The organism is Allobosea sp. BH3, assembly GCF_025499465.1.
Taxonomy (GTDB): Bacteria; Pseudomonadota; Alphaproteobacteria; order Rhizobiales; family Beijerinckiaceae; genus Allobosea.
In genome coordinates, this window is sequence record NZ_JAIMCA010000001.1 from 696,953 (window position 1) to 719,429 (window position 22,477).

General features: G+C 68.1%; 24 protein-coding genes. 14 read left to right on the forward strand and 10 right to left on the reverse strand.

Features of this window, described 5'->3' with window-relative positions; all coding sequences use genetic code 11:
• The first annotated feature begins 7 nt into the window (after window positions 1-7).
• Genes phnL through BoBH3_RS03330 form a run of 3 tightly spaced genes read left to right on the forward strand, consistent with a single transcriptional unit; the run spans window position 8 to window position 2,537 of the window.
• Window positions 8-706, forward strand: coding sequence for a phosphonate C-P lyase system protein PhnL (gene phnL / locus BoBH3_RS03320; protein ID WP_262329321.1), 699 nt, complete (start codon window positions 8-10; stop codon window positions 704-706).
• Complete coding sequence (locus BoBH3_RS03325; RefSeq protein ID WP_262329322.1) at window positions 706-1,845, forward strand: alpha-D-ribose 1-methylphosphonate 5-triphosphate diphosphatase; 1,140 nt, start codon at window positions 706-708, stop codon at window positions 1,843-1,845. Before phnL ends, BoBH3_RS03325 begins: the two co-directional genes overlap by 1 nt.
• A complete protein-coding gene (locus BoBH3_RS03330; protein ID WP_262329323.1) occupies window positions 1,842-2,537 on the forward strand; it encodes a DUF1045 domain-containing protein in 696 nt (231 codons plus the stop codon). Before BoBH3_RS03325 ends, BoBH3_RS03330 begins: the two co-directional genes overlap by 4 nt.
• Here the strand turns inward: BoBH3_RS03330 and phnN are convergent.
• Window positions 2,534-3,106: a phosphonate metabolism protein/1,5-bisphosphokinase (PRPP-forming) PhnN gene (gene phnN, locus BoBH3_RS03335; RefSeq protein WP_262329324.1), complete on the reverse strand. Its 573-nt coding sequence runs from the start codon at window positions 3,104-3,106 to the stop codon at window positions 2,534-2,536. The genes BoBH3_RS03330 and phnN overlap by 4 nt on opposite strands.
• Before the next feature lie 25 nt (window positions 3,107-3,131).
• On the opposite strand from phnN, the gene BoBH3_RS03340 reads away from it, so the two are divergent.
• Complete coding sequence (locus tag BoBH3_RS03340) at window positions 3,132-3,758, forward strand: LbetaH domain-containing protein (protein ID WP_262329325.1); 627 nt, start codon at window positions 3,132-3,134, stop codon at window positions 3,756-3,758.
• Window positions 3,759-4,131: 373 nt separating this feature from the next.
• Window positions 4,132-5,631: a globin-coupled sensor protein gene (locus tag BoBH3_RS03345; RefSeq protein ID WP_262329326.1), complete on the forward strand. Its 1,500-nt coding sequence runs from the start codon at window positions 4,132-4,134 to the stop codon at window positions 5,629-5,631.
• Window positions 5,632-5,727: 96 nt separating this feature from the next.
• Here BoBH3_RS03345 and BoBH3_RS03350 read toward each other — a convergent pair whose 3' ends face one another.
• The 6 genes from BoBH3_RS03350 to BoBH3_RS03375 all read right to left on the reverse strand — a co-directional run bounded on the left by BoBH3_RS03350 (window position 5,728) and on the right by BoBH3_RS03375 (window position 11,412).
• Entirely contained in the window at window positions 5,728-6,399 is a 672-nt protein-coding gene (locus BoBH3_RS03350) for a class I SAM-dependent methyltransferase (protein ID WP_262329327.1), read from the reverse strand.
• On the reverse strand, window positions 6,396-7,547 hold the full coding sequence (locus BoBH3_RS03355; RefSeq protein ID WP_262329328.1) for a glycosyltransferase family 4 protein: 1,152 nt from the start codon (window positions 7,545-7,547) through the stop codon (window positions 6,396-6,398). Before BoBH3_RS03355 ends, BoBH3_RS03350 begins: the two co-directional genes overlap by 4 nt.
• Before the next feature lie 156 nt (window positions 7,548-7,703).
• A complete protein-coding gene (locus BoBH3_RS03360) occupies window positions 7,704-9,173 on the reverse strand; it encodes a S8 family serine peptidase (protein ID WP_262329329.1) in 1,470 nt (489 codons plus the stop codon).
• Between the two features lie 65 nt (window positions 9,174-9,238).
• Window positions 9,239-9,931 (reverse strand): hypothetical protein, encoded by a 693-nt coding sequence (locus tag BoBH3_RS03365; protein WP_262329330.1) that lies wholly within the window; start codon window positions 9,929-9,931, stop codon window positions 9,239-9,241.
• 48 nt (window positions 9,932-9,979) lie between these two features.
• Complete coding sequence (locus tag BoBH3_RS03370) at window positions 9,980-10,540, reverse strand: sigma-70 family RNA polymerase sigma factor (protein ID WP_262329331.1); 561 nt, start codon at window positions 10,538-10,540, stop codon at window positions 9,980-9,982.
• A 347-nt stretch (window positions 10,541-10,887) separates the two neighbouring features.
• Window positions 10,888-11,412, reverse strand: coding sequence for a DUF6481 family protein (locus BoBH3_RS03375; RefSeq protein ID WP_262329332.1), 525 nt, complete (start codon window positions 11,410-11,412; stop codon window positions 10,888-10,890).
• A gap of 138 nt (window positions 11,413-11,550) precedes the next feature.
• Here BoBH3_RS03375 and proB point away from each other — a divergent pair, with 138 nt between their 5' ends.
• The 9 genes from proB (at window position 11,551) to BoBH3_RS03420 (ending at window position 20,255) form a co-directional block, all read left to right on the forward strand.
• Window positions 11,551-12,675, forward strand: a complete 1,125-nt coding sequence (gene proB, locus BoBH3_RS03380) for a glutamate 5-kinase (RefSeq protein ID WP_262329333.1) — start codon at window positions 11,551-11,553, stop codon at window positions 12,673-12,675.
• Between the two features lie 33 nt (window positions 12,676-12,708).
• Window positions 12,709-14,016: a glutamate-5-semialdehyde dehydrogenase gene (locus BoBH3_RS03385; protein ID WP_262329334.1), complete on the forward strand. Its 1,308-nt coding sequence runs from the start codon at window positions 12,709-12,711 to the stop codon at window positions 14,014-14,016.
• Between the two features lie 15 nt (window positions 14,017-14,031).
• Window positions 14,032-14,649: a nicotinate-nucleotide adenylyltransferase gene (locus BoBH3_RS03390; RefSeq protein WP_262329335.1), complete on the forward strand. Its 618-nt coding sequence runs from the start codon at window positions 14,032-14,034 to the stop codon at window positions 14,647-14,649.
• A 128-nt stretch (window positions 14,650-14,777) separates the two neighbouring features.
• Entirely contained in the window at window positions 14,778-15,134 is a 357-nt protein-coding gene (gene rsfS, locus BoBH3_RS03395; protein WP_262329671.1) for a ribosome silencing factor, read from the forward strand.
• A gap of 12 nt (window positions 15,135-15,146) precedes the next feature.
• Entirely contained in the window at window positions 15,147-15,626 is a 480-nt protein-coding gene (gene rlmH / locus BoBH3_RS03400; protein ID WP_262329336.1) for a 23S rRNA (pseudouridine(1915)-N(3))-methyltransferase RlmH, read from the forward strand.
• Entirely contained in the window at window positions 15,623-16,984 is a 1,362-nt protein-coding gene (locus BoBH3_RS03405) for a murein hydrolase activator EnvC family protein (RefSeq protein ID WP_262329337.1), read from the forward strand. The genes rlmH and BoBH3_RS03405 overlap by 4 nt, the downstream gene beginning before the upstream one ends.
• Window positions 16,984-18,324 carry a S41 family peptidase gene (locus tag BoBH3_RS03410; protein ID WP_262329338.1) on the forward strand — a complete coding sequence of 447 codons (1,341 nt, stop codon included), beginning with the start codon at window positions 16,984-16,986 and terminating at the stop codon, window positions 18,322-18,324. Before BoBH3_RS03405 ends, BoBH3_RS03410 begins: the two co-directional genes overlap by 1 nt.
• A 147-nt stretch (window positions 18,325-18,471) precedes the next feature.
• Window positions 18,472-19,749: a divergent polysaccharide deacetylase family protein gene (locus BoBH3_RS03415; protein ID WP_262329339.1), complete on the forward strand. Its 1,278-nt coding sequence runs from the start codon at window positions 18,472-18,474 to the stop codon at window positions 19,747-19,749.
• Window positions 19,746-20,255 (forward strand): RNA pyrophosphohydrolase, encoded by a 510-nt coding sequence (locus BoBH3_RS03420; RefSeq protein WP_262329340.1) that lies wholly within the window; start codon window positions 19,746-19,748, stop codon window positions 20,253-20,255. The genes BoBH3_RS03415 and BoBH3_RS03420 overlap by 4 nt, the downstream gene beginning before the upstream one ends.
• Before the next feature lie 35 nt (window positions 20,256-20,290).
• Here BoBH3_RS03420 and BoBH3_RS03425 read toward each other — a convergent pair whose 3' ends face one another.
• From BoBH3_RS03425 to BoBH3_RS03435, 3 genes are all read right to left on the reverse strand, one after another.
• Window positions 20,291-20,875, reverse strand: coding sequence for a hypothetical protein (locus tag BoBH3_RS03425; RefSeq protein WP_262329341.1), 585 nt, complete (start codon window positions 20,873-20,875; stop codon window positions 20,291-20,293).
• Window positions 20,876-21,140: 265 nt separating this feature from the next.
• Window positions 21,141-21,707 (reverse strand): hypothetical protein, encoded by a 567-nt coding sequence (locus BoBH3_RS03430; RefSeq protein WP_262329342.1) that lies wholly within the window; start codon window positions 21,705-21,707, stop codon window positions 21,141-21,143.
• A 2-nt stretch (window positions 21,708-21,709) separates the two neighbouring features.
• Window positions 21,710-22,399, reverse strand: a complete 690-nt coding sequence (locus tag BoBH3_RS03435) for a hypothetical protein (RefSeq protein ID WP_262329343.1) — start codon at window positions 22,397-22,399, stop codon at window positions 21,710-21,712.
• Window positions 22,400-22,477 lie beyond the last annotated feature (78 nt).

A 22,477-nucleotide genomic window follows, 5' to 3' on the forward strand; every position in this document is an offset into this window, starting at 1 on the left:
TGACCCCATGACCACGATGATTCAGGTCGAGAACGTCGCCAAGGCCTTCACCCTGCACAATCAGGGCGGGGCGCGTCTGCCCGTCTTCGACGACGTCAACTTCAGCGTCGAGGCCGGCGAAGCGCTGGTGCTGGCGGGCGCGTCCGGAGCAGGCAAGTCGAGCCTGCTGCGCATCCTCTACGGCAACTACAGGCCCACCAGCGGCGCGATCCGCATCACCCATGCCGGCCGCCCGGTCGACATCGTCCAGGCCGTCCCGCGCACCGTGCTCGATGTCCGCCGCCGCACGCTCGGCTTCGTCTCGCAGTTCCTGCGCGTGATCCCGCGCGTCTCGGCGCTCGACATCGTGCGCGATCCGCTGCTCGCCCGCGGCGCCTCCCCCGACGAGGCGAGCGCACGGGCCAGGGCGATGCTCGCCCGGCTCAACCTGCCCGAGCGGCTCTGGACCCTCGCCCCGGCGACCTTCTCCGGAGGCGAGCAGCAGCGCGTCAACATCGCCCGCTCCTTCGTCGACCCCTCCCCGATCATGCTGATCGACGAGCCCACCGCCTCGCTCGACGCCGCCAACCGCGACGTCGTCGTCGAGTTGATCGCAGAGGCGCGCGCCGCCGGCTCCGCCATCGTCGGCATTTTCCATGACGAGGCAGTTCGCGAACGCGTCGCGACGCGCTATCTCGACATCACCTCTTTCCGGAAAGCCGCCTGATGCAGACCGTTCTCACCAACGCCAAGCTGATCCTCGAGGACGAGGTCGTCACCGGCACCATCGCCTTCGACGAGACCGGCATCACGGCCGTCGACCAGGGCAGGTCGTCCCTGCCGGGCGCAATCGACGCGGGCGGCGACTATGTCGCGCCGGGCCTCGTCGAGATGCACACCGACAACATGGAAAAGCACTTCATGCCGCGCCCGAAGGTCTTCTGGCCGAACGGGCTCGCGGCTGCGCTGGTCCATGACGCGCAGATGGCCGCGGCCGGCGTCACCACCGTTTACGACGCCATCTGCGCCGGCACGCCCTTTTCCGCCAAGGACTACCGCAAGGACATCTTCGCCGACGTGATGAAGGCGCTCGCCGAGGGCCGGCGCGAGGGCGTCTTCCGCATCGATCACCGCATCCATATGCGCTGCGAGCTGACGAGCCCGGACCTGCTCGCGGACATCGAGCCCTATCAGGACGACGAGCTCGTACAGCTCGTCTCGCTGATGGACCACACGCCGGGCCAGCGCCAGTGGCGCAACATCGAGCACCTCAAGACCTACTCGCTCGGCAACGGCAAGACGATCGAGGAGTTCGAGGAGGATGTGGTGACGCGCCAGCAGGAAGGCGCCGCCAATGTCGCGAAGAACTGGGCGGCGGTCGTCGACGTCTTCCGCTCGCGCGGCATCCCGCTCGCCACACATGACGACACCACGCCGGAACATGTCGAGGAGGGTATCGCGTCGGGCGCCGTGATCTCCGAATTTCCGACCACGGTCGAGGCGGCAGCGGCGGCCAAGAGGGCCGGTCTCGCCACCGTCGCCGGCGCGCCGAACGTCGTGCGCGGCGGCTCGCATTCCGGCGGCGTCTCGGTCGCGGAGCTGGCCGAGAAGGGCCTGCTCGACGGGCTCTCCTCCGACTATGTGCCCGCAAGCCTGCTGCAGGCCGTGCTCAAGCTCCATGCCGGCCATGGCATCGCACTGCCCGAGGCGATGGGCATGGTGACCTGGAAGGTCGCCGACATCCTCGGCCTGAAGGATCGCGGCCATCTCAAGGCCGGCCTGCGCGCCGACCTCGTCCGCTTCAAGGCTCTGGGTGCGACGCCGGTCCTCGCCACCGTCTGGTCCGGGGGCGAGCGCGCATTTTGAACAAGCCGCGTTACGCCCTCTACTACGCACCGGCTGCGGACAGCGCGCTCTGGCGCTTCGGCAGCGCGACGCTGGGCTATGACGCCTTGACGGCGCAGGACATCCCCTTCGCCGTGCCGGCCGGCTGCGACGCGGCCGAATGGCCGGAGCTGACCGCCGAGCCACGCCGCTACGGCTTCCACGCCACGCTGAAGGCGCCCTTCGAGCTGGCGGACGGCCGCAATGAGGAAGGCTTGCGCGCCTTCGCCCGCAACTATGCGGCCGGGCTGGAGAGCGTGACCTTGGCGGGGCTCAGCGTCGCGGCGCTCGGCTCCTTCGTCGCGTTGATCCCCTCGCAGCCGAGCGAGGAGCTGCAGCGCTTCGCTTTCGCCCTCGTGCAGGCCTTCGAGCCCTTCCGCGCGCCGCTTTCCGAGGCGGACCTCGCGCGGCGCCTCAAGAGCCCTCTGACGCCGGCGCAGCACGCCTATCTCCTGGCCTTTGGCTACCCTTATGTCGGTGACGCCTTCCGCTTCCACATGACCCTGACCGGCTCTCTGCCGCAGGAGAAGGTCACGCCCGTCCGACAGGCTCTGGAAGCGGCCCAGGCCGCGATGATCCCGCCCGGTCCGGTCAAGCTCGATCGCTTCGCGCTGTTCCGGCAGGACAACCGCGACGCCCGCTTCCGCCTGGTCGATTTCTATCGGCTGGGCTAGGCGCGATGCCCGCCCAGCCCGCGCAGCACCGACAGCAGGTCGCCGGCCGCCTCTGCAACGCTCCGATCGTTCATGATCGTCACGATCTGCGCGCGATCCGCCGTCAGCGGCGCCTCGCGGGAGAGGCGGGCCGCGATGTCTGCCTCGCTCTCGCGCCCGCGTGCCGCGAGCCGACGCGCCAGCACGGCGGCGGGAGCGGTGATGTTGATCACGATGACGCGGTCCGCCAGCGGCTCGGCCGCGGCGATGGCGCCACGCGAGATGTTTACGATCGCGACCCCGCCCTCGGTAATGCAGGCGAGTTCCGCTGCCGGGATGCCGTAGCTCAGCCCGTGTGCGCGCCAGCTCAAGGCCAGCTCGCCCTTCGCCTCGGCCGCCTGGAAGGCCGCCTCGTCGCAGCTGTCATGATCTTCCGCCCCCGCCATCGCCGGCCGTGTGACCAGGCGGCGCGCGAAACGGAAAAGCGGATCGCTCGCGAGCGCCGCGCGCGCGGCGTCCATCAGCGTGTCCTTTCCGGCGCCGGAAGGGCCGACCACCAGGACGAGCGCCCCCGCATCGGGGCCGGGCACAGCAGGATCAGGAGAGGATAAGGACATGGCCGCGAAGAAACTTGGACTGGAGCCTGTGATCGACCCGACCGCCCAGGTCAGGCAGGCGACGCTCGGCCGCTACACCGAGATCGGAGCGCGCACCGTCTTCATCGAGTCGACGATGGGTGACTACTCCTATGTCGTGAACGACGCGAATGTCATTTACACGACGATCGGAAAATTCTGCTCGATCGCCGCGATGACGCGCATCAACCCGGGCAACCACCCGATGCATCGCGCGAGCCAGTCGCACTTCACCTATCGGGCCTCCGCCTATTTCGACGACGCCGAGGACGACGCGGCCTTCTTCGACTGGCGCCGGGCCCATGCGGTGACGATCGGCCACGACGTCTGGATCGGCCATGGCGCCATCGTGCTCGCGGGGCGCAACATCGGCACCGGGGCCGTGGTTGCGGGCGGCGCTGTCGTCACCAAGGATGTCGCGCCTTATACCATCGTCGCAGGCAACCCGGCCCGTCCCGTCCGGCAGCGCTTTCCGGACGACATCGCCGAACGCCTGCAAGCATTGGCGTGGTGGGATTGGGAACACGCCCGCCTGCGCGCGGCGCTCGACGATTTCCGCCATCTTCCGGTTGCGGACTTCCTCGCCCGATACGAGCAAGCGACCTGACGCGGCAAAAACACGCAACCGAAGATTGCATGCTCGCCATGCGCGAAATTCGGAACGATCGGCTTTCGCGGGCAAGAGAGCGTTAACCTTTATCAAAGCAAACTGCTTCGCATCGGAGAGCAGTTTCGCGGCGCGACAAAAAGACGAATTAAAAATCAACCGCCCGTTTCTGACGCTCTATACTTATCGGTCCATCCTGAGTTCAGGTATTCCGACAAGTATGAACATGCCTTCTGACCGATCTACATTTCCCGCAACAGCATAACGAATTTCAACGGATGGGCGAAGCGCTGATCGTCGGAATCTCCGGCGGCGGAATCGGCGTGCTGTCCCCAGCCGGGCCGGATTCTCGCAAAGGGGCTGCGAAACCTTCATGTCCGAGATGGATCATCTCAACCGGCGGCTTGCCTTCATGCAGCTCGGCCCGGACGCGCAGGCTCGTTTGCGCTCCTCCCGGGAAACCGTCAATGCGGCCCTGCCGGGTGCGATGGATGCCTTCTACGCGCAGCTTCGCAGCTTCCCCGAGACCAATCGCTTCTTCAGCGGCGAGCAGCACGTCGCGGCCGCCAAGCAGCGCCAGCTCCAGCACTGGGACGGCATCGCTTCTGCCAAGTTCGACGCCAACTACATCAACGCCGTCTCGCAGGTCGGCAAGGTCCATGCCCGGATCGGGCTGGAACCGCGCTGGTATATCGGCGGCTACGCCCTGATCCTTGAGAAGCTGATCGCAGGCGTGGTGCAGTCGCACTGGCCCAAGAGCGCGCTCGGAGCCCGCAAGCCCGGCGCCGAGGATTGCGCCGCCACCCTTGCCGCCGTGGGCAAGGCGACGATGCTCGACATGGACTACGCGATCACCGTCTACCTCGAAGCCTCCGAGGAGGCGCGGCTGAAGGCCGAGGCCGAGGCCAAGGCGGTCGAGCAGGCCAAGGCGGCCGAGCGCGACCTCGCCATCTCCTGCGTCAGCGAGAGCATGGCCGCACTCGCCGATGGCGACCTGACCTATCGCATGAGCGCCGACATCCCGGACGAATACGCGCAGATCCGCGATCACTTCAACGCCGCGATGGCGCGCCTCCAGGAGATGGTCGGCACCATCAAGGTGACCTCCACGATGATCTCCTCCTCCTCGCAGGAGATCAGCAGCGGCTCGCAGGACCTCTCGACGCGCACCGAGCAGCAGGCCTCGGCACTGGAGGAGAGCGCGGCGACGACCGAGCAGCTCGCGGCCTCCGTCAAGACCTCGTCCCAGGCCTCGCGCCGATCCGTGCAGCTCGCCGACGAGGCGACCAACGTCGCCCGCACCGGCGGCAACATCGTCCGCGACGCCGTCGACGCCATGGCGCGGATCGAGGGGGCCTCGAAGCGCATCTCGGAGATCACCGACGTAATTGACGGCATCGCCTTCCAGACCAACCTGCTCGCCCTGAACGCCGCCGTCGAGGCGGCGCGAGCCGGCGATGCCGGGCGCGGCTTCGCCGTTGTCGCGGCAGAGGTCCGGGCGCTCGCCCAGCGCTCGGCCGACGCCGCCAAGGACATCACCGGCCTGATCTCCTCCTCGGACGCCGAGGTGGCGGAGGGCGTCAAGCTCGTCCGCCAGGCCGGCCAGACGCTTGACCAGATCGTCGCGGCCTCAGCCGCGGTCTCGAGCACGGTCGAGGAGATCGCTTCCGCCACCACCGAGCAGGCCAGCGGCATCGACGAGATGAGCCAGACCGTCAGCCACATGGATGAGATCACCCAGCAGAACGCCGCGCTGGCCGAAGAGAGTGCCGCTTCGGCCAGAGTCCTTCTGGATCAGATCGGCCAGCTCACCAGCCTCGTCGCCGCTTTCCGCACGGAGAACGAAGGTCAGAGACGCCGCCGCGCTGCCTGAAGCGCGAGGCCAGCCGCACCGTCTGCAACCGCAGGCGGAGCAGGGCGATCCAGGGGCTCAACTCCCCCCAGCGCTCCTGGATCGCTTCCCTGCCTGTCAAGCCGCGGGCGCGATGAGTCGCCAGACGCTGCTGCGCTTGATCTCGGCATCCTCGAGCGCGCGCGTCACCGGCACTTCATAGGTCGCGATGGCTTCGAGCCCCGCCTTCGGCAGATAGCTGCGGCCGGGGTCTCCGATCAGCACCGTGGCGCCCCGCGCCGACAGGGCCGTCAGCCAGGCGATGACCCGCTCGGCCATGTCCCGCTCATAGCAGACATCGCCGGCGCAGATGACGTCCCAGCCTTCGTCGTGGCCGATCAGGTCGTCGCAGCGTGCCGCCACCGTGACGCCGTTGGCCGCCGCATTGATCCCGATCGCCGCCACGGCGAAGGCATCGATGTCGCAGGCCTGGACCTGCGCCGCGCCGGCCTTTGCGGCGGTGATGGCGACGAGGCCGGAGCCCGAGGCGAAATCCAGCACGCGACGGCCCGCGACGGTTCCGGGGCTGTCGAGGAGATGGCGCGCCAGCGCCTGCCCGCCGGCCCAGGCGAAGGCCCAGAACGGCGGCGGCAAACCGATGACGGCCAGCTCCTCCTCGGTCTTCTGCCAGAGCTCTGTCGCCTCCTCGGCGACATGCAACGAAATCTCGGGCGCGTGCGGCACAGGCAAGAGCCGCGTATGCGCCCGGATGAAAGCGTCCCGATCCAGCGCGGGCGCGGCGTCGCTCATGCGGCGATGTCCGTGGTCGGCGCCGCCAGCAGGCTGAGGTAGAGCGCCTTGACCGCGTTCATCACGTCCCGCTCGGTGTGGCCGTCGAGCAGGCGGTTGCGCGCGTTGGTCCCCATCCGCTCGGCCAGCGCGGGCGCCCGCGCGAAGACCAGCATGGCCCTGGCGAGAGCCACCGCATCGTCGACCGGGACGACCATGCCGTCCTTTCCTTCGCGCACGAAGCTGCGGCAACCCGGCACGTCGGTGGTCAGGATCGGCCGCCCGCAGGCAGCCGCTTCCAGGATGGTCCGCGGCAGCCCCTCGCCGCCGCGCGACGGCAGGATGCAAAGATGGTGCGCCTTCCAGACGCCGTCGATGTCCCGCGTCGGCCCCGCCCAGTTGATGCCCGGCCGGGCCGCCCATTGCTTCAGGGTCGCCTCGGGAATCGCCTTGGGATTGGACGGGTCCGGCGCACCATGGATGGTGAGCTCGACCCTGGCGCCATCGGCGCGCGCGAGGCGGACGGCCTCGACCGCAAGATCGACGCCCTTCGACCAGAGCATGCGGGCCACCAGCGCGACCTTGAGCGGCGGCGCCGGAGGCATCTGCGAGGGCAGCAGCATCAACGGGTCGACACCGGCCCCGCCGACCAGCGCGACCTTGCCTGCATCCTGCGGATCGAGCCCGAGCGTCACCGGATCGTCTGGATTCTCAAAGAGGAAACGGACCTTCGGTCCGTCGATCGCCTTGAGCCACGTCACGGCGGCGAAGCGCGCGGCCGCCGCGAGCCGGTCCTGCCTGGCGCCAAGGAAGCCCAGCCCCGTCAGCGCGTACACACGCCGCTCGACGCCCGCGAGCCTGCCCGCAAAGCCAGCGAGTGCGATGGGCTTCAATGCGATGCAATGCAGGATGTCCGGCTTCTCTCTCGCGATCAGGCGCTTCAGCGCCATGATCTGCCGGAAGAGCGCGCGCGGATCGAGGCTGCGCCGCTCGGCCTCCAGCGCGATCAGCCTCGCGCCGGTCGCCTCGATCGCGCGGCGGTGATGGCGCTCGCGCGCGATGACCGCAACGTCGAGGCCCAGCTCGCGCGCCGCCCGCGCCATCGGCAGGAAGTGCGAGGCGAAGAACCAGTCCTCGGTGGCAACGAAGAGCAATTTCGGGCGAGGCATGGCGCCATCAGGACGATCGGCCGGCGAAAATCAAGCCCGGCCTGGGACCGGCCCGTCATTCTCGGGCGAAGCGAAGCGCAGACCCGAGAATCTCTGGCAAGAAAGGGGACTGGTTTCCGAGACGCTTGGGTCGAGCCCGCGCATGACGGAGCAGCCTCAGGGGCGCGCCGTCGCGACCGGCAGGACACGCGCCAGAGCCGTCGTCGGCTCGATCCGCCCGGCGCCATAGGTCGGGTCCCGCCCCTTCGAGCCGAGATCGATCGCGCTTTCGACAAGAATGCGGCGGGCACTGTCCAGATCGAGCTCCGGCTGCTTTTCGACCAGAAGGGCGACCAGCCCCGAGACATGCGCCGCGGCGATCGAAGTCCCGGAGGTGAAGGCGTAGCGCCCGGCAGGCTCGGCCGACAAAACGTCGACGCCCGGAGCCGCGACGACGATATAGCTGCCGCGATTGGCATCGACGAAGACCCGGTCTTCCGCGTCGGTCGCCGTCACCGCGATGACGCTGGGGTCGGCACCGGGATAGAGCGGCGCCGAGCGGGGACCCGCATTGCCGGCGGCAGCGACCGCGATGACACCGCGCTCCTTCGCGCCGGCAAGCGCTCGCGACAGCAGGCGGTCCTGCGGCCCGGCGAAGCTCAGATTGACGATCTTGGCCCGCTGCTGGACCAGCCACTCCAGCGAGGTCAGGATCTGGAACGACTTGCCGTTGGCCGAATTCGCCTGCGGGCCGCCGAAGGCGCGCGCGACCAGAAGGCGAGCGGCAGGCGCGATGCCCTGCAGCTCGCCATGAGCGATGATGGCGGTCGCCATCGAGGTGCCGTGGGCATGCGGCGTCGCCTGTCCGTCGACGGCATCGAGATAGGCCTGCACCGAGCCGCTGATCTCGGGATGCTCCATGTCGACACCGGAATCGATCATCCCGACCCGGACGCCGCGCCCGAGCGCGAGCTTGCGCGCCTCGGCGAGCTTGAGCTTGTCGACCACATATTGCGGCGGCAGCACCCGGCGCACCATGCCGGTGCTGCGCGCGGCGGTGGTGGAATCGCCGAGCTTGAGGCTCGGCATCGGCGGCTGGTCGGTCGCGTCGGAGGAGGCGGTCGTCGGCCCGGTCGTGCTGTCGGGAGCGACGGAAGAGCCCTGCTGCAGGTTGAACAGGAAATTCGGCTGCGCCCCGGCGATGCTGGTGTCGTCCGCCATCTGGGTGAGCACGGCCCTGAGGTCTCGCCCGGCCTCGAGCTTGGCGCGGATGATCGTCACTCCGGCGAGCTCGAAGCGCTGGCGCGCGATCAGCGTCGCGCCGTAGCGGCGCAGAACCGCCTCCGCCTCGGCATTGGGCGCAAGCTCGAACAGCACCTCGTCCGGCACGAAGCGGTTCTCGTCCATGGCCGGGATGATGCTGCGCTGCTGGCGCGGCTGCTGCCAGATCGCCGGCGGAACGCTCATCGAGCGATTGGCGGACGGGCCGGCGGCGGGTTGCGCCTGCTCCACGGCCGGCGCCTGCGCCAGCAACTGTCCTTGCGCCTGCGCGAAACCCGGTATCGAGAAGAGCCCGAACGCCAGAAGGCCGGCGCCGGCCAGGCGCCGCGCCAGCGATGTCCCCAGCCCCAACCGGGACGACAGCATGACCTTCCCCTCCTGCGATGCCGACATCATGCCATGACGCCCCGATACCGCGCCAGTGATGAAGATCACGGAGCCGGCGCGACGAAGGAGATAATGGTGCTCTCGCTCTTCATCCGGGCCGCGATCGCATCGACCTGGGCGGCGGAGAGCGAAGCGTCGCCGACGCGCACCTTGAAGAAGCCGTTGGCGCGCGGCCCGTCGACGACAGAAGCGCCGAAGCGCTTGAAGAAGGAGGCGATGTCTCCGGCCCTCGCCTCGGGCGAGAAGCTCAGCAGAACATAACGCTCCGAGGCATGAGTGCCCGGCGCCGAGGCGGTCTGGAAGCTGGACCCGTCGCGCAGCGCCAGCCCCGTGATCGCAACGCCCTGCAGCGCGATCAGCGCAACCGCGGCGGCGCTGGCATAGGCGAGGCGGCGCGGCGGCTGCGAAGCCAGCAGCCCGCCCAACCAGGAGAGGAAGCCGCCGGCCACGCTGCCCTTGGCGCGGCTCAGCAGCGGCACCGGCTTGGGCGCGGCCTCGATGCCGGCCATCAGCTGTTCGAGCGCCCGGTGCGAGGGGGCTCCGAGGCTCTCGTTGAGCAGCACGGTCTCAGCCATGTCGTCGCGGATGATCTCGAGCCGGGCGGCGAGATCGGCGTCGCCGGCGAGAGCCGTCTCGACGCGCTGCTTGTCCGACGCCGAGATGCGGCCATTGGCGTAGAAGGGCAGCAGCTCTTCGAGCTCGCGGCGCTTCGGATCGCTTGCGATGCTGTCGGTCATCACGCCACTCCTCCGGCGGCCCTGCCGCGCTTCACCAAAGTCTTCGCCTCAAGGCCAGCCACGGTCGATGCCGGCAGCCTTGAGCATTTCGCCCAGCTTCTTGCGGGCGTGGAAAAGCCGTGTCTTGACGGTATTTTCCGGAATTCCGACGATCCGCGCGACCTCCTCGACGGATGTCTCGTGGTAGTAGACGAGGTCGATGACCTCGCGATGCTCCGCCGAAAGCCGTGCGAGGCAGGCGCGTATGGCGAGACCCTTGTCCTGCTTCTGCAGAACGACCTCGGGGCCATCGGACTCGTCCTCGATGCTGTCGGCGTAGTCCTCGTCCAGCTCGGCGTCGCGGCGCTTCCGCAGGAGCGACCACGCCTTGTTCCTGGCGATGGCGAGCAGCCAGGTCGCGACCGAGGCTCTTGCCTCGAAGCGATCGGCCTGTCGCCACAGATCCATGAACACGTCACTGATCACATCCTCGGCAAGCGTCTCGTCGCGGACGAGCCGCAGCACGAAACGGTAGACCCGCACCTGGTGCCGCGAAAACAGCACCTTCATCGCGAGCCGGTCGCCCGAGGCGATCCGTTTGACGAGTTCCTCGTCCGATTCCGTATGCATCGCCCCTCGAAGGCAAAGAGCATCCCGGCTCGCACAAGGTTGGTCGCTGCGAGACGGGAAAAGGTTCAATCGGGGCGCGACATTAGTCCGGCCAGCTCGATTTGCCGATAGGTAAGAGCAAATTCCCGCCATGCCAGGCGAGCAGCAAGGCGTCGCCGATCCGCGCGCAGCCGTAAGCTACTGCATCATATGGCGGATTTCGAAGCGCCTTCGGAATGAAACACGGTGCAGGACACGGCACCCGACGGCCCGCGCATACGAAAAGGGGCGCCCGAGGCGCCCCAATTCGAATCCAGCGATCTTTCACGCCCATTCCCTCGGCCGATTCCGGCCTGCGGGAAATGGCGTCAGCGGCGCTTGCCGGCAGTGCGCAGCTGCATGTACTGCACGGCTTCCAGCAGCACCTTGCGCGGGCGCTCGGCATCGCGCTTGGCCTGCTCCGCCTTGCGGGCGACCTCGCGGGCGATTTCTTCCTGGCGCTTCAGCTCGGCGATGCGCTCACGCTCGAGCGCTTCCAGGCGCTCGTTCTCGGCTCGGATCTTTGCCTTCTCGTTCTCTCGCTCGGCGCGGGCCTGAGCAATGGCTTCCCGCTCCGCGCGTCGCGCCGCCATGGCCGGATCGTCTGCCTTCGGTCTGGCCTGGAAGCGCTCGAGAAGCGCCTGCTTGGCTTTAGCGGAATTGGCCTGGCGGTCGGTGAAGCTACGGTCGTTCGGGTTCTTCAAGTGGTGATCTCTCGGGTTGTCACGGGCGATCTGTCGGCCCGCGTGGGCGCAATAAGCCAGATCGAGGAGGATTGGTATCGAAATCGACGCGCGGCAGCCCCGCTTCCAGCGCAAAACGCCGAGTTTCGAGGCGGTGGGCGACGAATTCATGACATGGTGATCCGGCACGGCTTTTTCAACGGTTCCCGCCGGATGCGCGGGCCACGCGCCGGCCCGGACGCAGGGCCGCTTTACAAGCGCCCGGTTTTCGCCAACAGGCAAAGGCCCTGCAACAGAACGCTCCAAGCCGTGCACACGCCCTCGCTTTCCGAATTCCGCCGCATCGTCGTCAAGGTCGGCTCCAGCCTGCTGGTCGACCGGGCTCGCGGCCGGCTGCGCCATGCCTGGCTCGCGGCGCTGGCAGAGGACCTCGCCGAGCTTCACCAACGCGGCGCCGATGTGCTCGTCGTCTCGTCCGGCGCGATCGCGCTCGGGCGCACCGTGCTCAACCTGCCATCGGGCCCGCTCAGGCTGGAGGAGAGCCAGGCGGCCGCCGCCGTCGGCCAGATCGCGCTCGCCCGCACCTGGGCGGAGGCGCTCGGAGCCCATGGCCTCACCGCCGGCCAGATCCTGCTGACGCTCGCCGACACCGAAGAGCGCCGGCGCTATCTTAACGCGCGCGCCACGCTCGGCCGCCTGCTCGACCTGCGCGCGATCCCCGTCATCAACGAGAACGACACCGTCGCCACCACCGAAATCCGCTACGGCGACAACGACCGGCTCGCCGCCCGCGTCGCCACCATGGCGGGCGCCGATCTGCTCGTGCTGTTCTCCGACATCGACGGACTCTATACCGCCCCGCCCGCGAAGGACCCGGCGGCCCGGCACATCCCGGTCGTGGAACGCATCACGCCGGAGATCGACGCCATGGCCGGCGGCGCCGCATCCGAGCTGTCGCGCGGCGGCATGCGCACCAAGATCGAGGCCGGCAAGATCGCGATCGCCGGCGGCACGCACATGCTGATCGCCGACGGGCGCGGCAAGAACCCGCTCGCCGCTGTCGCTTCCGGCGGGCGCTGCACTTGGTTCCTCACCGCCTCGACTCCGGCCACGGCCCGCAAGACCTGGATCGCCGGCACGCTGGAGCCGCGCGGCACGCTCCATGTCGATGCCGGCGCGGCCAGGGCGCTGCGCGGCGGCGCGAGCCTCTTGCCGGTGGGCGTCAGCCGCATCGAGGGCGAGTTCGCGCGCGGCGACGCCGTGCTGATCCGCGATCCGAAGGGCCAGCTGCTCGGCCGCGGCCTCGTCGCCTATGATGCGGGCGAAGCCGCGCTGGTGCTCGGCAAGGCCTCGCGCGACATCGAGGCGGTGCTCGGTTATCCCGGCCGCGCCGAGATGATCCACCGGGACGACATGGCGCTCGGGCTGGGCTAAGCTCGATCGTCTAGGGTTGGATTTGAACAAGAGATGACAGGCGACAGCGCATTGCGCATCATCGCGACGAGCGCATCCGAGCAGGATGTCGGGCTCGTCATGCAGGAGATCGGCCAGCGCGCGCGCTCCGCCGCGCGCAAGGTCGCGCTGAGCCCTGCCGACCAGCGCAACACCGCCCTGGTCGCGATGGCCAAAGCCTTGCGCAGCCACAGTGCCCGCATCCTCGCCGCCAATACTCAGGACCTCGCGGACGGCCTGAAGGCGGGCTTGAGCGCCGCCTTCATGGACCGCCTCGCCCTCGACGAGAAACGCCTCGCAGCCATGGCCGATGCCGTCGCGGACGTCGCGGCCCTGCCCGACCCGCTGGGGCGGGTGCTGGCGGAATGGACGCAGCCGAACGGCCTGCGCTTCGAGCGCGTCGCCACGCCGCTGGGCGTCATCGCGGTGATCTTCGAGAGCCGGCCCAACGTGACGGCTGATGCCGGGTCGCTCTGCCTGAAGAGCGGCAATGCCGCGATCCTGCGCGCGGGCTCGGATTCCTTCCGCACCTCCACCGAGATCGCCGCCGCCATGCGCGAGGGGTTGGAGGCGGCCGGCCTGCCGGGCGACGCCATCCAGCTCGTCCCGACGCGGGACCGCGCGGCGGTGGGCGAAATCCTCACCGGGCTCGGCGGCAATGTCGACGTGGTGGTGCCGCGCGGGGGCAAAAGCCTCGTCGCCCGCGTCCAGAGCGAGGCGCGCGTGCCGGTCTTCGCCCATCTCGACGGCAACTGCCATGTCTACGTCCATGGCAAGGCCAACCTTGCGATGGCCCGCGACATCCTTCTCAACGCCAAGCTGCGCCGCACCGGCGTCTGCGGCGCAGCAGAGACGCTGCTCGTCGACAAGGCCTGCGCCGTGACCCATCTCGCCCCGCTCGTCACGGCGCTTCTGGAGGCCGGCTGCGCCGTGCGCGGCGACCGCGCCACGCAAGCCGTCGATGCGCGCGTCACGCCCGCGAGCGAGGAAGACTGGTCGACCGAGTATCTCGACCGGATCATCGCCGTAAAGGTGGTGGCCGGCCTCGACGCGGCCATCGACCATATCGAGCGCTACGGCTCGCACCACACCGACGCCATCGTCACGGCGAGCAACGCCGCCGCCGCGCGCTTCCTGGCGGAAATCGACTCGGCCATCGTCGTCCACAACGCCTCGACCCAGTTCGCGGATGGCGGCGAGTTCGGCTTCGGCGCCGAGATCGGCATCGCGACGGGGCGGATGCATGCGCGCGGACCGGTCGGCGTCGAGCAGCTCTGCTCGTTCAAGTACCGCGTCCACGGCGCCGGCCAGACCCGGCCCTGACGGCGAAGCCCGGCGATGACGATGGACCATCTGCGGCTGCCGCCCCATGCGCCCGGTCTGCGCATCGGCCTGTTTGGCGGCAGCTTCAACCCCGCCCATGACGGCCACAGGCTCGCCAGTCTCACCGCGTTGCGCCGGCTGCAGCTCGACCGGGTCTGGTGGCTGGTGACGCCCGGCAACCCGCTGAAGGACAATGCGAGCCTGCCGCCGCTTCCCGCCCGCATCAGGCAGGCGCGAGAGGCCGCCGGCCATGCCCGCATCCATGTCACCGGCATCGAGGCGACGCTGCGCACCCGCTACACCGCCGACACGCTGCGCGCGCTGAAGCGCCGCTGTCCGGGCGTGAACTTCGTCTGGCTGATGGGCTCGGACAATCTCGCCAGCTTTCATCGCTGGAACGAGTGGCGGACCATCGCCCGGATGATGCCGGTCGCGATCATAGACCGGCCGGGTTCGACCCACAGCGCCATGGCGTCGCCCGCCGCCAACTGGCTCTCGCGCTGGCGCGTTCCCGAGAGCGCGGCCGCGAGCCTGCCGCTCAGCTCGCCGCCCGCCTGGGTCTTCCTGCACGGCAAGCGCTCGGCCCTGTCCTCGACATTGCTGCGCCGGCAAGCCGAAAATGGCGGATCTTGATTGAATTTTAGTCGCTCTCGGCTTATTTTGTCCGTGTCGCGCCTGGAGCGCATCGAGATCGAGAGGATACGTCACTGAACCGTCAAACCCTTGGCGAAGCCGAGCCGAAGCCGCTTCCCCAGGCCGCTATCGCGGATAATCCCTCCGCCGATAGCATCGCCATCGCCCAGCGTGTCCTGGAAGACATGAAGGCCGAGGACATCATGGTGATCGACCTCGTCGGCAAGACGTCGCTGGCTGACGCGATGATCATCGCCTCGGGCAACGTCAACCGCCACGTCGCCGCCATCAGCGATGCACTGGTCGAAGCCCTCAAGAGCGCCGGGAAGCCCACGCCGCAGGTGGAGGGAATGCCGGCTTGCGACTGGGTGCTGATCGACACCGGCGACATCATCGTCCACGTTTTCCGGCCCGAAGTGCGCCAGTTCTACAATCTCGAGAAGATGTGGGGCACGGACCGGCCGAACGAACGCCTCGTCAGCTGACGTCCCCGTTCGGTGCGTCTCGCGGTCATCGCCGTCGGCCGGCTCAAGGACGGGCCGGAGCGGGAGCTCTGCGAACGCTATCGTGAGCGCGGCTCGCAGCTTGGCCGCGGCATGGGCCTGAGCGGCCCGGAGATCGTCGAGATTCCCGAGAGCCGCGGCCGCCGCCCCGAGGAGCGCAAGCGCGAGGAGGCGCAAGCCATCCTCGCAAAGGCACAGCCCGGCCTGCTGATCGCACTCGACGAGCGCGGACGCCAGCTCGGCAGCGACGCTTTCGCCAGCCGCATTGCCGCCGCCCGCGACGCCGGCACGGGCCATGCGAGCCTCGTGATCGGCGGCGCCGACGGCCTCAGCGATGAGATCCGCGAGCGCGCCGAGCTGACGCTGGCCTTCGGAGCGCTGACGATCCCGCACCAGATCGTCCGCGCACTTGTGCTGGAACAGCTCTATCGGGCGATGACGATCATCGCAGGACACCCCTATCATCGCGCATGAGTTCCGCCGCGCCGCTGATTCGCTCCCGGCTGCGCCGCCTGAGCCTCGTTGCTCTGCTGGCGGCAGCTTTCTGCACGCCTGCCTCCGCCCAGACCGCGGCGCCCGACCCTGACGCCCTCGCCCGTGAGACGATGCAGAAGCTCGTCGAGAAGCAGGCGCGCGAGGCCGAGCTCAAGGCGATCGAGGAGCGCCTCGCGGGCAATGTGGATGCGCGCGCCGCGCTGGAAAAGGAGATCGCCGGCATCCGCGCCGACCGCGCCGGGCTCAACCGGGCGCTGCTCGATGCCACCACGAAGACGCAAGGGGCCGAGCAGAAGCTGGGCGAGCTGGAGAAGCGGCTTGCCCTGATGCAGTCCAGCGAGACGGCCATCCGCCGCTCGCTCGAAAGCCGTCGCGGCCTGATCGCCGAGGTGCTCGCGGCCTTGCAGCGCATAGGGCGGCGCCCGCCGCCGGCGGTGCTGGTGCGGCCGGAGGACATCCTGGAAGCCGTACGCGCCTCGATGCTGCTCGGCGCCGTCGTTCCCGACCTGCGCATGGAGATCGAGATTCTTGGCACCGACCTCGCCGAGCTGGTCCGGCTGCGCGACAATATCGCCGCCGATAAGGGCCGGATCGGCGAGGAGATGGAGCGGCTCGCCGGTGAGCGGCAGCGCCTCGCCTCACTGATCGAGGCACGGCGCGAGCGCGAGGCTACTGCGGCGAAGGATGTCGAGGCCCAGCGCGCGCTCGGCAACGAGCTCGCCGGCCAGGCCCGCTCGATGCGGGACTTCGTCGAGAAGATCGAGAAGGAGATCTCCGTCGCGAACCGGGCCGCGGACGCCGCGCGCCAGGCGATCGAACAGGAGACGCGCGACCAGCGCGAGCGCATGACGGCGCTCGCCTTCCGCGATCCGGCCCGCCTTGCCCCCAAGATCGCCTTCGCCGACGCCAAGGGCCTGCTCTCCCTGCCTGTGGCGGGATCACGATTGCGTGGCTTTGGCGATGCCGACGGCGCCGGCGGCTCGACGCGCGGAATTTCTCTGGAGACGCGGCCGGGCGCCCTAGTTTCGGCGCCTTCTGACGGTTGGGTGGTTTATGCGGGTCCCTTCCGTTCCTTCGGACAACTCTTGATCCTGAACGCGGGCAGTGGATACTACATCTTGCTGGCCGGCATGCAGCGGATCGACGTCGCGCTCAATCAGTTCGTCCTGGCCGGGGAACCGGTTGCGACGATGGGCGAAACATCGGAAGCTGCAGCGACGACGGTAGGAGTGGGAACCGGCCAGCCGGTCCTCTATATTGAGTTCAGGAAAGACGGCGTCTCGGTCGACCCGGCGCCGTGGTGGATGAAATCGCAAGGCGAAAAGGTTCGCGGATGATGCGCAAGGTTTCCCTCGTTCTCGCCGGCGCCATCATGGGCGCGGGCCTGACCGGACTGGCTACTCAGACCCGGCTGCTGAGCTCCACCAGCGCCGTGGCCGCCTCGGCGGAAGTCTACCGCAGCCTCAATCTTTTCGGGGATATCTTCGAGAAGATCCGCACCGACTATGTCGACAAGCCGGATGAGCAGAAGCTGATCGAGGCCGCGATCAACGGCATGGTCTCGTCGCTGGACCCGCATTCCAGCTATCTCGACTCGAAGTCCTTCCGCGACATGGACACCGACATGCGTGGCCAGTTCGGTGGCCTCGGCATCGAGGTGACGATGGAGGACGGCATCCTCAAGGTCGCCAAGCCGATCCGCGATACGCCCGCCTCAAAGGCCGGTATCCTGGCCAACGACATCATCCGCCAGATCGACGGCACCGAGGTGAAGGGTCTTTCGTTGACCCAGGCCGTCGAGAAGATGCGCGGGCTGATCAACACCCAGGTCACGCTCAAGATCGACCGTCCGGGCAAGACCGAGCCGCTCGAGTTCACCCTCACCCGCTCGACCATCGTCGTGCCGGCGGTCGAGGAGCGGGTCGAGAACGATATCGGCTACATCCGCATCGGCACCTTCTCCGAGCAGACCTATGACGGGCTGCGCAAGGCGATCGACAAGCTGACCAGCGACATCGGCGCCGACAAGCTCAAGGGCTTCGTCATCGACCTTCGCAACAACCGTGGCGGGCGCCTCGACCAGTCCGTGCTCGTCTCCGACGCCTTCCTCGATCGCGGCAAGATCGTCTCCACCCGCGGCCGCAACGCCGAGGAGACCCAGGTCTTCAACGCCAAGTCGGGCGACCTGACCAAGGGCAAGCCGGTCGTCGTGCTGATCAACGGCTCCTCCGCCTCGGCGGCCGAGATCGTCGCCGGCGCGCTGCAGGACCACAAGCGCGCGGTCGTGATGGGCACCCGCTCCTTCGGCAAGGGCTCCGTCCAGACCGTGATCCCGCTCGGCTCCAATGGCGGCCTGCGCCTGACCACGGCGCGCTACTACACGCCGTCGGGCAATTCGATCCAGGCCAAGGGCATCACGCCGGACATCGAGATCCAGCAGGACATCCCGCAGGAGATCAAGGACAAGCTCGGCGAGAACAAGGGCGAGGCCGCTCTCAAGGGCCATCTCAAGGCCGCGGGCGAGGGCGAGGAGCAGTCCGGCTCCGCTTCCTATGTCCCCAACGATCCGACCAAGGACACCCAGCTCATCGCGGCGATGAACCAGCTCCGCGGCGTCAAGAAGGACGCCGCCGCGCCGGCCGAAAAGCCGGCGACGCCGGAAGCCCCCAAGCCGTAACGCCGGCAACAGCCTCGTCATGCTCGGGCTTGGCCCGAGCATCTCATGACGGGGAGGTGACCGGTTTTATCGGAGATTCTCGGGCCGAGCCCGAGAATGACGCTCTTCCGTCTCGACGCGGCGCGCCATCGGCGACAAGACTAGCGGGTGCGGCCTCGACTGATTCGGGGTCCGCTTCGCAACCTTGAGGGCGGCCAACCGGCCGCAACGCCGCTGACGGAGCTTAACCGGGCACTCGGCCAGGACCGGGCCGCGCCTACCGGAAAGCCGTGGGGCCGTTGGCTCGGCACGGGCGCTTTCGCTTGCGTCGGCGCCGTCCTCCTCGGCCTGCTGCTCGTCGTCGCGCTCCGCCGCGACCCTGATGGCGGCCAGCCCATCGCCATCGCATCCATCGAGAAGCGCGCGCCGGCTTCCGCCACGGAGCCGACCGGCGCTTCGCCCACCCCCGCTCCGGCATCGGGGCCGGCAAGTGCCTCCCAGCTCGAGAACAATGCAGGCGTGACCGTCGTCCGCGCGGGCGAGGAAGCCCCCGGCGCCATCATCATCACCGTTCCGGAGGAAGGCGGCCCGATCAAGCTCGCGACCGCCCCCGACAGCCGGCTCACCGAGCGCACACGCTACGGCCTCCTGCCGAAGACGGGCCCCGAAGGCGCGACCCCGGCCAAGATCTACGCCCGCCCCCTCGGCCCGGAGCCTTCCGCGAAGCCCGTCGGCCGGGTCGCGATCCTCGTCGGCGGCCTCGGCATCAGCCAGAACGGCACGGCTGAGGCCATCGCCCGGCTGCCCGGCCAAATCTCCCTTGCCTTCGCCCCCTATGGCACGGAGCTCGAACGCGTCGTGCAACGGGCCCGCGGCGATGGCCACGAGGTCTTCCTGCAGCTGCCCATGGAGCCCTTCGACTATCCCGACAACGACCCGGGTCCGCACACCCTGCTCACCGGCCCCAAGGCACAGGATAATATCGACAAGCTGCACTGGTCTCTCGGCCGCTTCACCGGCTATGTCGGCATCGTCAATTTCCTGGGCGGGCGCCTCACCGCCGATCAGGATGCCCTCTCCCCGATCCTGCGCGAATTCGCCGGCCGCGGCCTGATGGTCGTTGATGACGGCTCCTCGCCGCGCAGCCTGCTGGCGAGCGCCGCCAGTCGCGCCCAGATCCCGGCCTTGAAGATCGACCGCGTGATCGATGGCGTCACCCGCGCCGATGCGATCGACAAGGAGCTGGCCGCCCTTGAGCTGATGGCGCGCGAACAGGGCATCGCTGTCGCCTCCGCCAGCGCCCTGCCGATCTCGATCGACCGGATCGCCCGCTGGGCGCAGACGCTGGAGGCCAGGAAGATCGCGCTCGTGCCGGTCAGCGCGGCCCGCGGCTTCCGCAACCCCGGCTCGACCGGCTCCCTCAGGACGACCGGAGCGCTACGATGACCGACGCCGCTCCCGAAGGTTATCGCCCCTGCGTCGGGCTCGCCCTGTTCAACCCACAAGGCCTCGTCTTCGTCGGCCAGCGTGCCGACAAGACGAAGCGCGAGCATGTCGCGCCGGGCCATGCCTGGCAGATGCCGCAGGGCGGCATCGACGAGGGCGAGACACCGCTGCAGGCCGCCCGCCGCGAACTCCAGGAAGAGACCAACGTCACCTCCGTCGAGCTGCTCGGCGAGGCGCCGGGCTGGCTGAGCTACGACCTGCCGGTCGACATCGGCAAGGAAGCCTGGAAGGGTCGCTGGCGCGGGCAGGCGCAGAAATGGTTCGCCTTCCGCTTCACCGGCGCCGAGGAGGAGATCAACATCCTGACCCCGGCCGGCGGCCACAAGGCCGAGTTCGACGCCTGGCGCTGGGCGCGGCTCGCCGAGACGCCGGACCTGATCATTCCCTTCAAGCAGGGCGTCTACAGGCAGGTCGTGCAGCACTTCGCACCGTTTGCCGCAGGCTGAGCCGGGCGGCACGGCAGCCCGGCGGCCGATCGCGCTCAGACAATGTAGACGACGACGCCGATCCAGTAGACCTGATAGGCGATGTTCGTGGCGACCAGCGCGAGCTGCACCGAACGCTGCGCGAACAGGCTGCCGATCAGGCACAGCGCGAGCCCGATCGGCACCTGCACAAGATAATCGCCGCTGAGCTGGGTCCAGTGCTCCTTGCCCTTGATCAGCGTATCGACGATGTCGAGCAGGAAAGTCGCCGCCAGCAGGCCGAAGAACCAGCGCCGGCGCTTGATGAAGAAATCCTCGTAGCCGGCATATTCGGAGATGCTGTCGGGAAACAGCAGCGCCGCCAGCAGGTAGAGCACCACGGCATAGCCGATCACGAAGACGAAGAAGCCGAAGCTCCAGAGCGTCAAACGCGACAGCCCGAATTCCCACCACCAGAACAGGACGAGCTCGAGCAGGATCGAGCCGACCCAGAGCATGTGCAGCAGCGACACGCGCTGGCGGCCGGGATGCTGGATGAAGCCGGCCACGCCAGCGAGGATGCGCGTGATGGCGAGGCCGACCACCATGCCCATGACGATGCGGACATGCGTGAAGATTTCATGCGGCGGAAGGTTATCCATGTCTCGTGACTAGTGCATCGCAGACATGGAGCGCCAGTTTCGGCAGAAGACACCAAAGGACATCGCGCTGCTCAGGCCTCGAGATGGGATAATGGCGTCCCGGAAGGGACTGTGAACAGCGTTTAAAATCAAAGGTTTAGAGAAAGGTTCGCCATTCGATGTTCGCCGCCCGTTCCCGTGGTTTGCCGTTGGTGATGGAAATTCGCACTCCCTGCGTTCAGCGAGGTGGCGGCAACAGGGACACGTCCCATGGTCGGGCCGTCCGTCACGACGTTTGAGAGCCGGCATCCGAAGAGGGGACGATGTTGCCGTCGTCATCCACTTCGAGGGGTTCAAAGTGAAAGCAGGCGTCGACAAACCGCAGCTTCTGCCAGACCTCATTGCAGCGCTGGGTCAGGCCGTCGAGGCGTTTGGCGCTATAGTCCGAATAGCGACCCTTGCCTTTCAGCTGATAATCCCCGTCAAAGGGGTTCTGATCGAAGTGCCCATGGGCCACGACGTTCCGCTCGCCGGCGAGCTTGCGCATCTCCTCGATGGGCGCCTCGCCCAACTGGCCGGAATGCTTCGCGAGCGTCAGCAGATCCAGAACCTGGAGCTTGCGCGCGAAATCCGTTCGGATGGTCATGGGCTCGATGAGGTCCACACGTTCGGACAGGTGCAGCACCGTTGAGATGAGCTGTGAGACCTCGTTGTCGATCCGATTGAACGCGACCAGGAACCGACCCAGCGCGGCCTCATAGTCGCTCTGGATCTGAGGATCTGCCCATGGGACGTCGTCGTCCCAGCCATCATCCTCGGGCTCATCGGGAACGTCGTGTTTCTGCTGCCCCATGATCAGATTCTCGCCGCGATGATCGCAAGCAGCGCGACGATCGCCGGCAGCCCCCAGGTCAGCAGCTGACGGACCTTGCCGTCTCCCGGCGGTGTGAGGGGAGCGGTTGCTTCGTCCGGAACGGCCACCATCTCGGTTCCCCAGGTGATGGAGGTCGTCTTCGCGATCGCATGACCTGCACCACCTCCTTTTGGGGGCAGCATCAAATGTGGCCTCGGGTCATGGAAGAACGGCGTCGGCTTGCTCCACATCCCACCGTCCACGTCCATGTTCAGCCGCTGCACGCGTCCAGCGTCGAACTCGGCGATCAGCATTGCCCAGACCTCCGGCGGCAGGCGTGCCTGCACTGCCCAAGGCGTATCATCAGGGAATTCGTCGTCCGCCGAGTAGCCGACGTAGGTGTGCCAATCCAGCCGCTCCTCGCCGGTAGGAGCCGACTGCACGACGACCGCAACGGCCTTCACCTTGTGGGACGATCCGACGATGCCGAGAGTGCCGTCCAGGATGCCCATCCCATGAATTCGCGTGTCGTCGAGCCGGCGGCCATCGAGCATTTGGACCGTGCGGGCCTTACGCAGGCCCGTTACAGTCATCCGCAGGCCTTGATGGTGGGCGACCTCTAGGCCCTGGTCCGCGCCGTTGATCAGAATCCTGCCATCCTTTACCTCGACGGCGGCGTCTTCGGTGCTCATGCGTCTCTCCCCAGCAGTACCAGGCTAGCGGCGCGGCCCTGGTGTTGCCAACTCGCATCTTGACTCGATGAGAGGCTA

What these genes read in the sequence shown, in the direction of transcription:
- BoBH3_RS03390 (WP_262329335.1), top strand. Translation starts at nt 14,032, where the DNA reads ATGACGATGGACCATCTGCGGCTGCCGCCCCATGCGCCCGGTCTGCGC.
- BoBH3_RS03345 (WP_262329326.1), top strand. Translation starts at nt 4,132, where the DNA reads ATGTCCGAGATGGATCATCTCAACCGGCGGCTTGCCTTCATGCAGCTC.
- BoBH3_RS03355 (WP_262329328.1), bottom strand. Translation starts at nt 7,547, where the DNA reads ATGCCTCGCCCGAAATTGCTCTTCGTTGCCACCGAGGACTGGTTCTTC.
- BoBH3_RS03325 (WP_262329322.1), top strand. Translation starts at nt 706, where the DNA reads ATGCAGACCGTTCTCACCAACGCCAAGCTGATCCTCGAGGACGAGGTC.
- BoBH3_RS03340 (WP_262329325.1), top strand. Translation starts at nt 3,132, where the DNA reads ATGGCCGCGAAGAAACTTGGACTGGAGCCTGTGATCGACCCGACCGCC.
- BoBH3_RS03435 (WP_262329343.1), bottom strand. Translation starts at nt 22,399, where the DNA reads ATGAGCACCGAAGACGCCGCCGTCGAGGTAAAGGATGGCAGGATTCTG.
- BoBH3_RS03425 (WP_262329341.1), bottom strand. Translation starts at nt 20,875, where the DNA reads ATGGATAACCTTCCGCCGCATGAAATCTTCACGCATGTCCGCATCGTC.
- BoBH3_RS03430 (WP_262329342.1), bottom strand. Translation starts at nt 21,707, where the DNA reads ATGGGGCAGCAGAAACACGACGTTCCCGATGAGCCCGAGGATGATGGC.
- BoBH3_RS03385 (WP_262329334.1), top strand. Translation starts at nt 12,709, where the DNA reads ATGACAGGCGACAGCGCATTGCGCATCATCGCGACGAGCGCATCCGAG.
- BoBH3_RS03360 (WP_262329329.1), bottom strand. Translation starts at nt 9,173, where the DNA reads ATGCTGTCGTCCCGGTTGGGGCTGGGGACATCGCTGGCGCGGCGCCTG.
- BoBH3_RS03375 (WP_262329332.1), bottom strand. Translation starts at nt 11,412, where the DNA reads ATGAATTCGTCGCCCACCGCCTCGAAACTCGGCGTTTTGCGCTGGAAG.
- BoBH3_RS03405 (WP_262329337.1), top strand. Translation starts at nt 15,623, where the DNA reads ATGAGTTCCGCCGCGCCGCTGATTCGCTCCCGGCTGCGCCGCCTGAGC.
- BoBH3_RS03410 (WP_262329338.1), top strand. Translation starts at nt 16,984, where the DNA reads ATGCGCAAGGTTTCCCTCGTTCTCGCCGGCGCCATCATGGGCGCGGGC.
- BoBH3_RS03370 (WP_262329331.1), bottom strand. Translation starts at nt 10,540, where the DNA reads ATGCATACGGAATCGGACGAGGAACTCGTCAAACGGATCGCCTCGGGC.
- BoBH3_RS03420 (WP_262329340.1), top strand. Translation starts at nt 19,746, where the DNA reads ATGACCGACGCCGCTCCCGAAGGTTATCGCCCCTGCGTCGGGCTCGCC.
- phnL (WP_262329321.1), top strand. Translation starts at nt 8, where the DNA reads ATGACCACGATGATTCAGGTCGAGAACGTCGCCAAGGCCTTCACCCTG.
- BoBH3_RS03350 (WP_262329327.1), bottom strand. Translation starts at nt 6,399, where the DNA reads ATGAGCGACGCCGCGCCCGCGCTGGATCGGGACGCTTTCATCCGGGCG.
- BoBH3_RS03365 (WP_262329330.1), bottom strand. Translation starts at nt 9,931, where the DNA reads ATGACCGACAGCATCGCAAGCGATCCGAAGCGCCGCGAGCTCGAAGAG.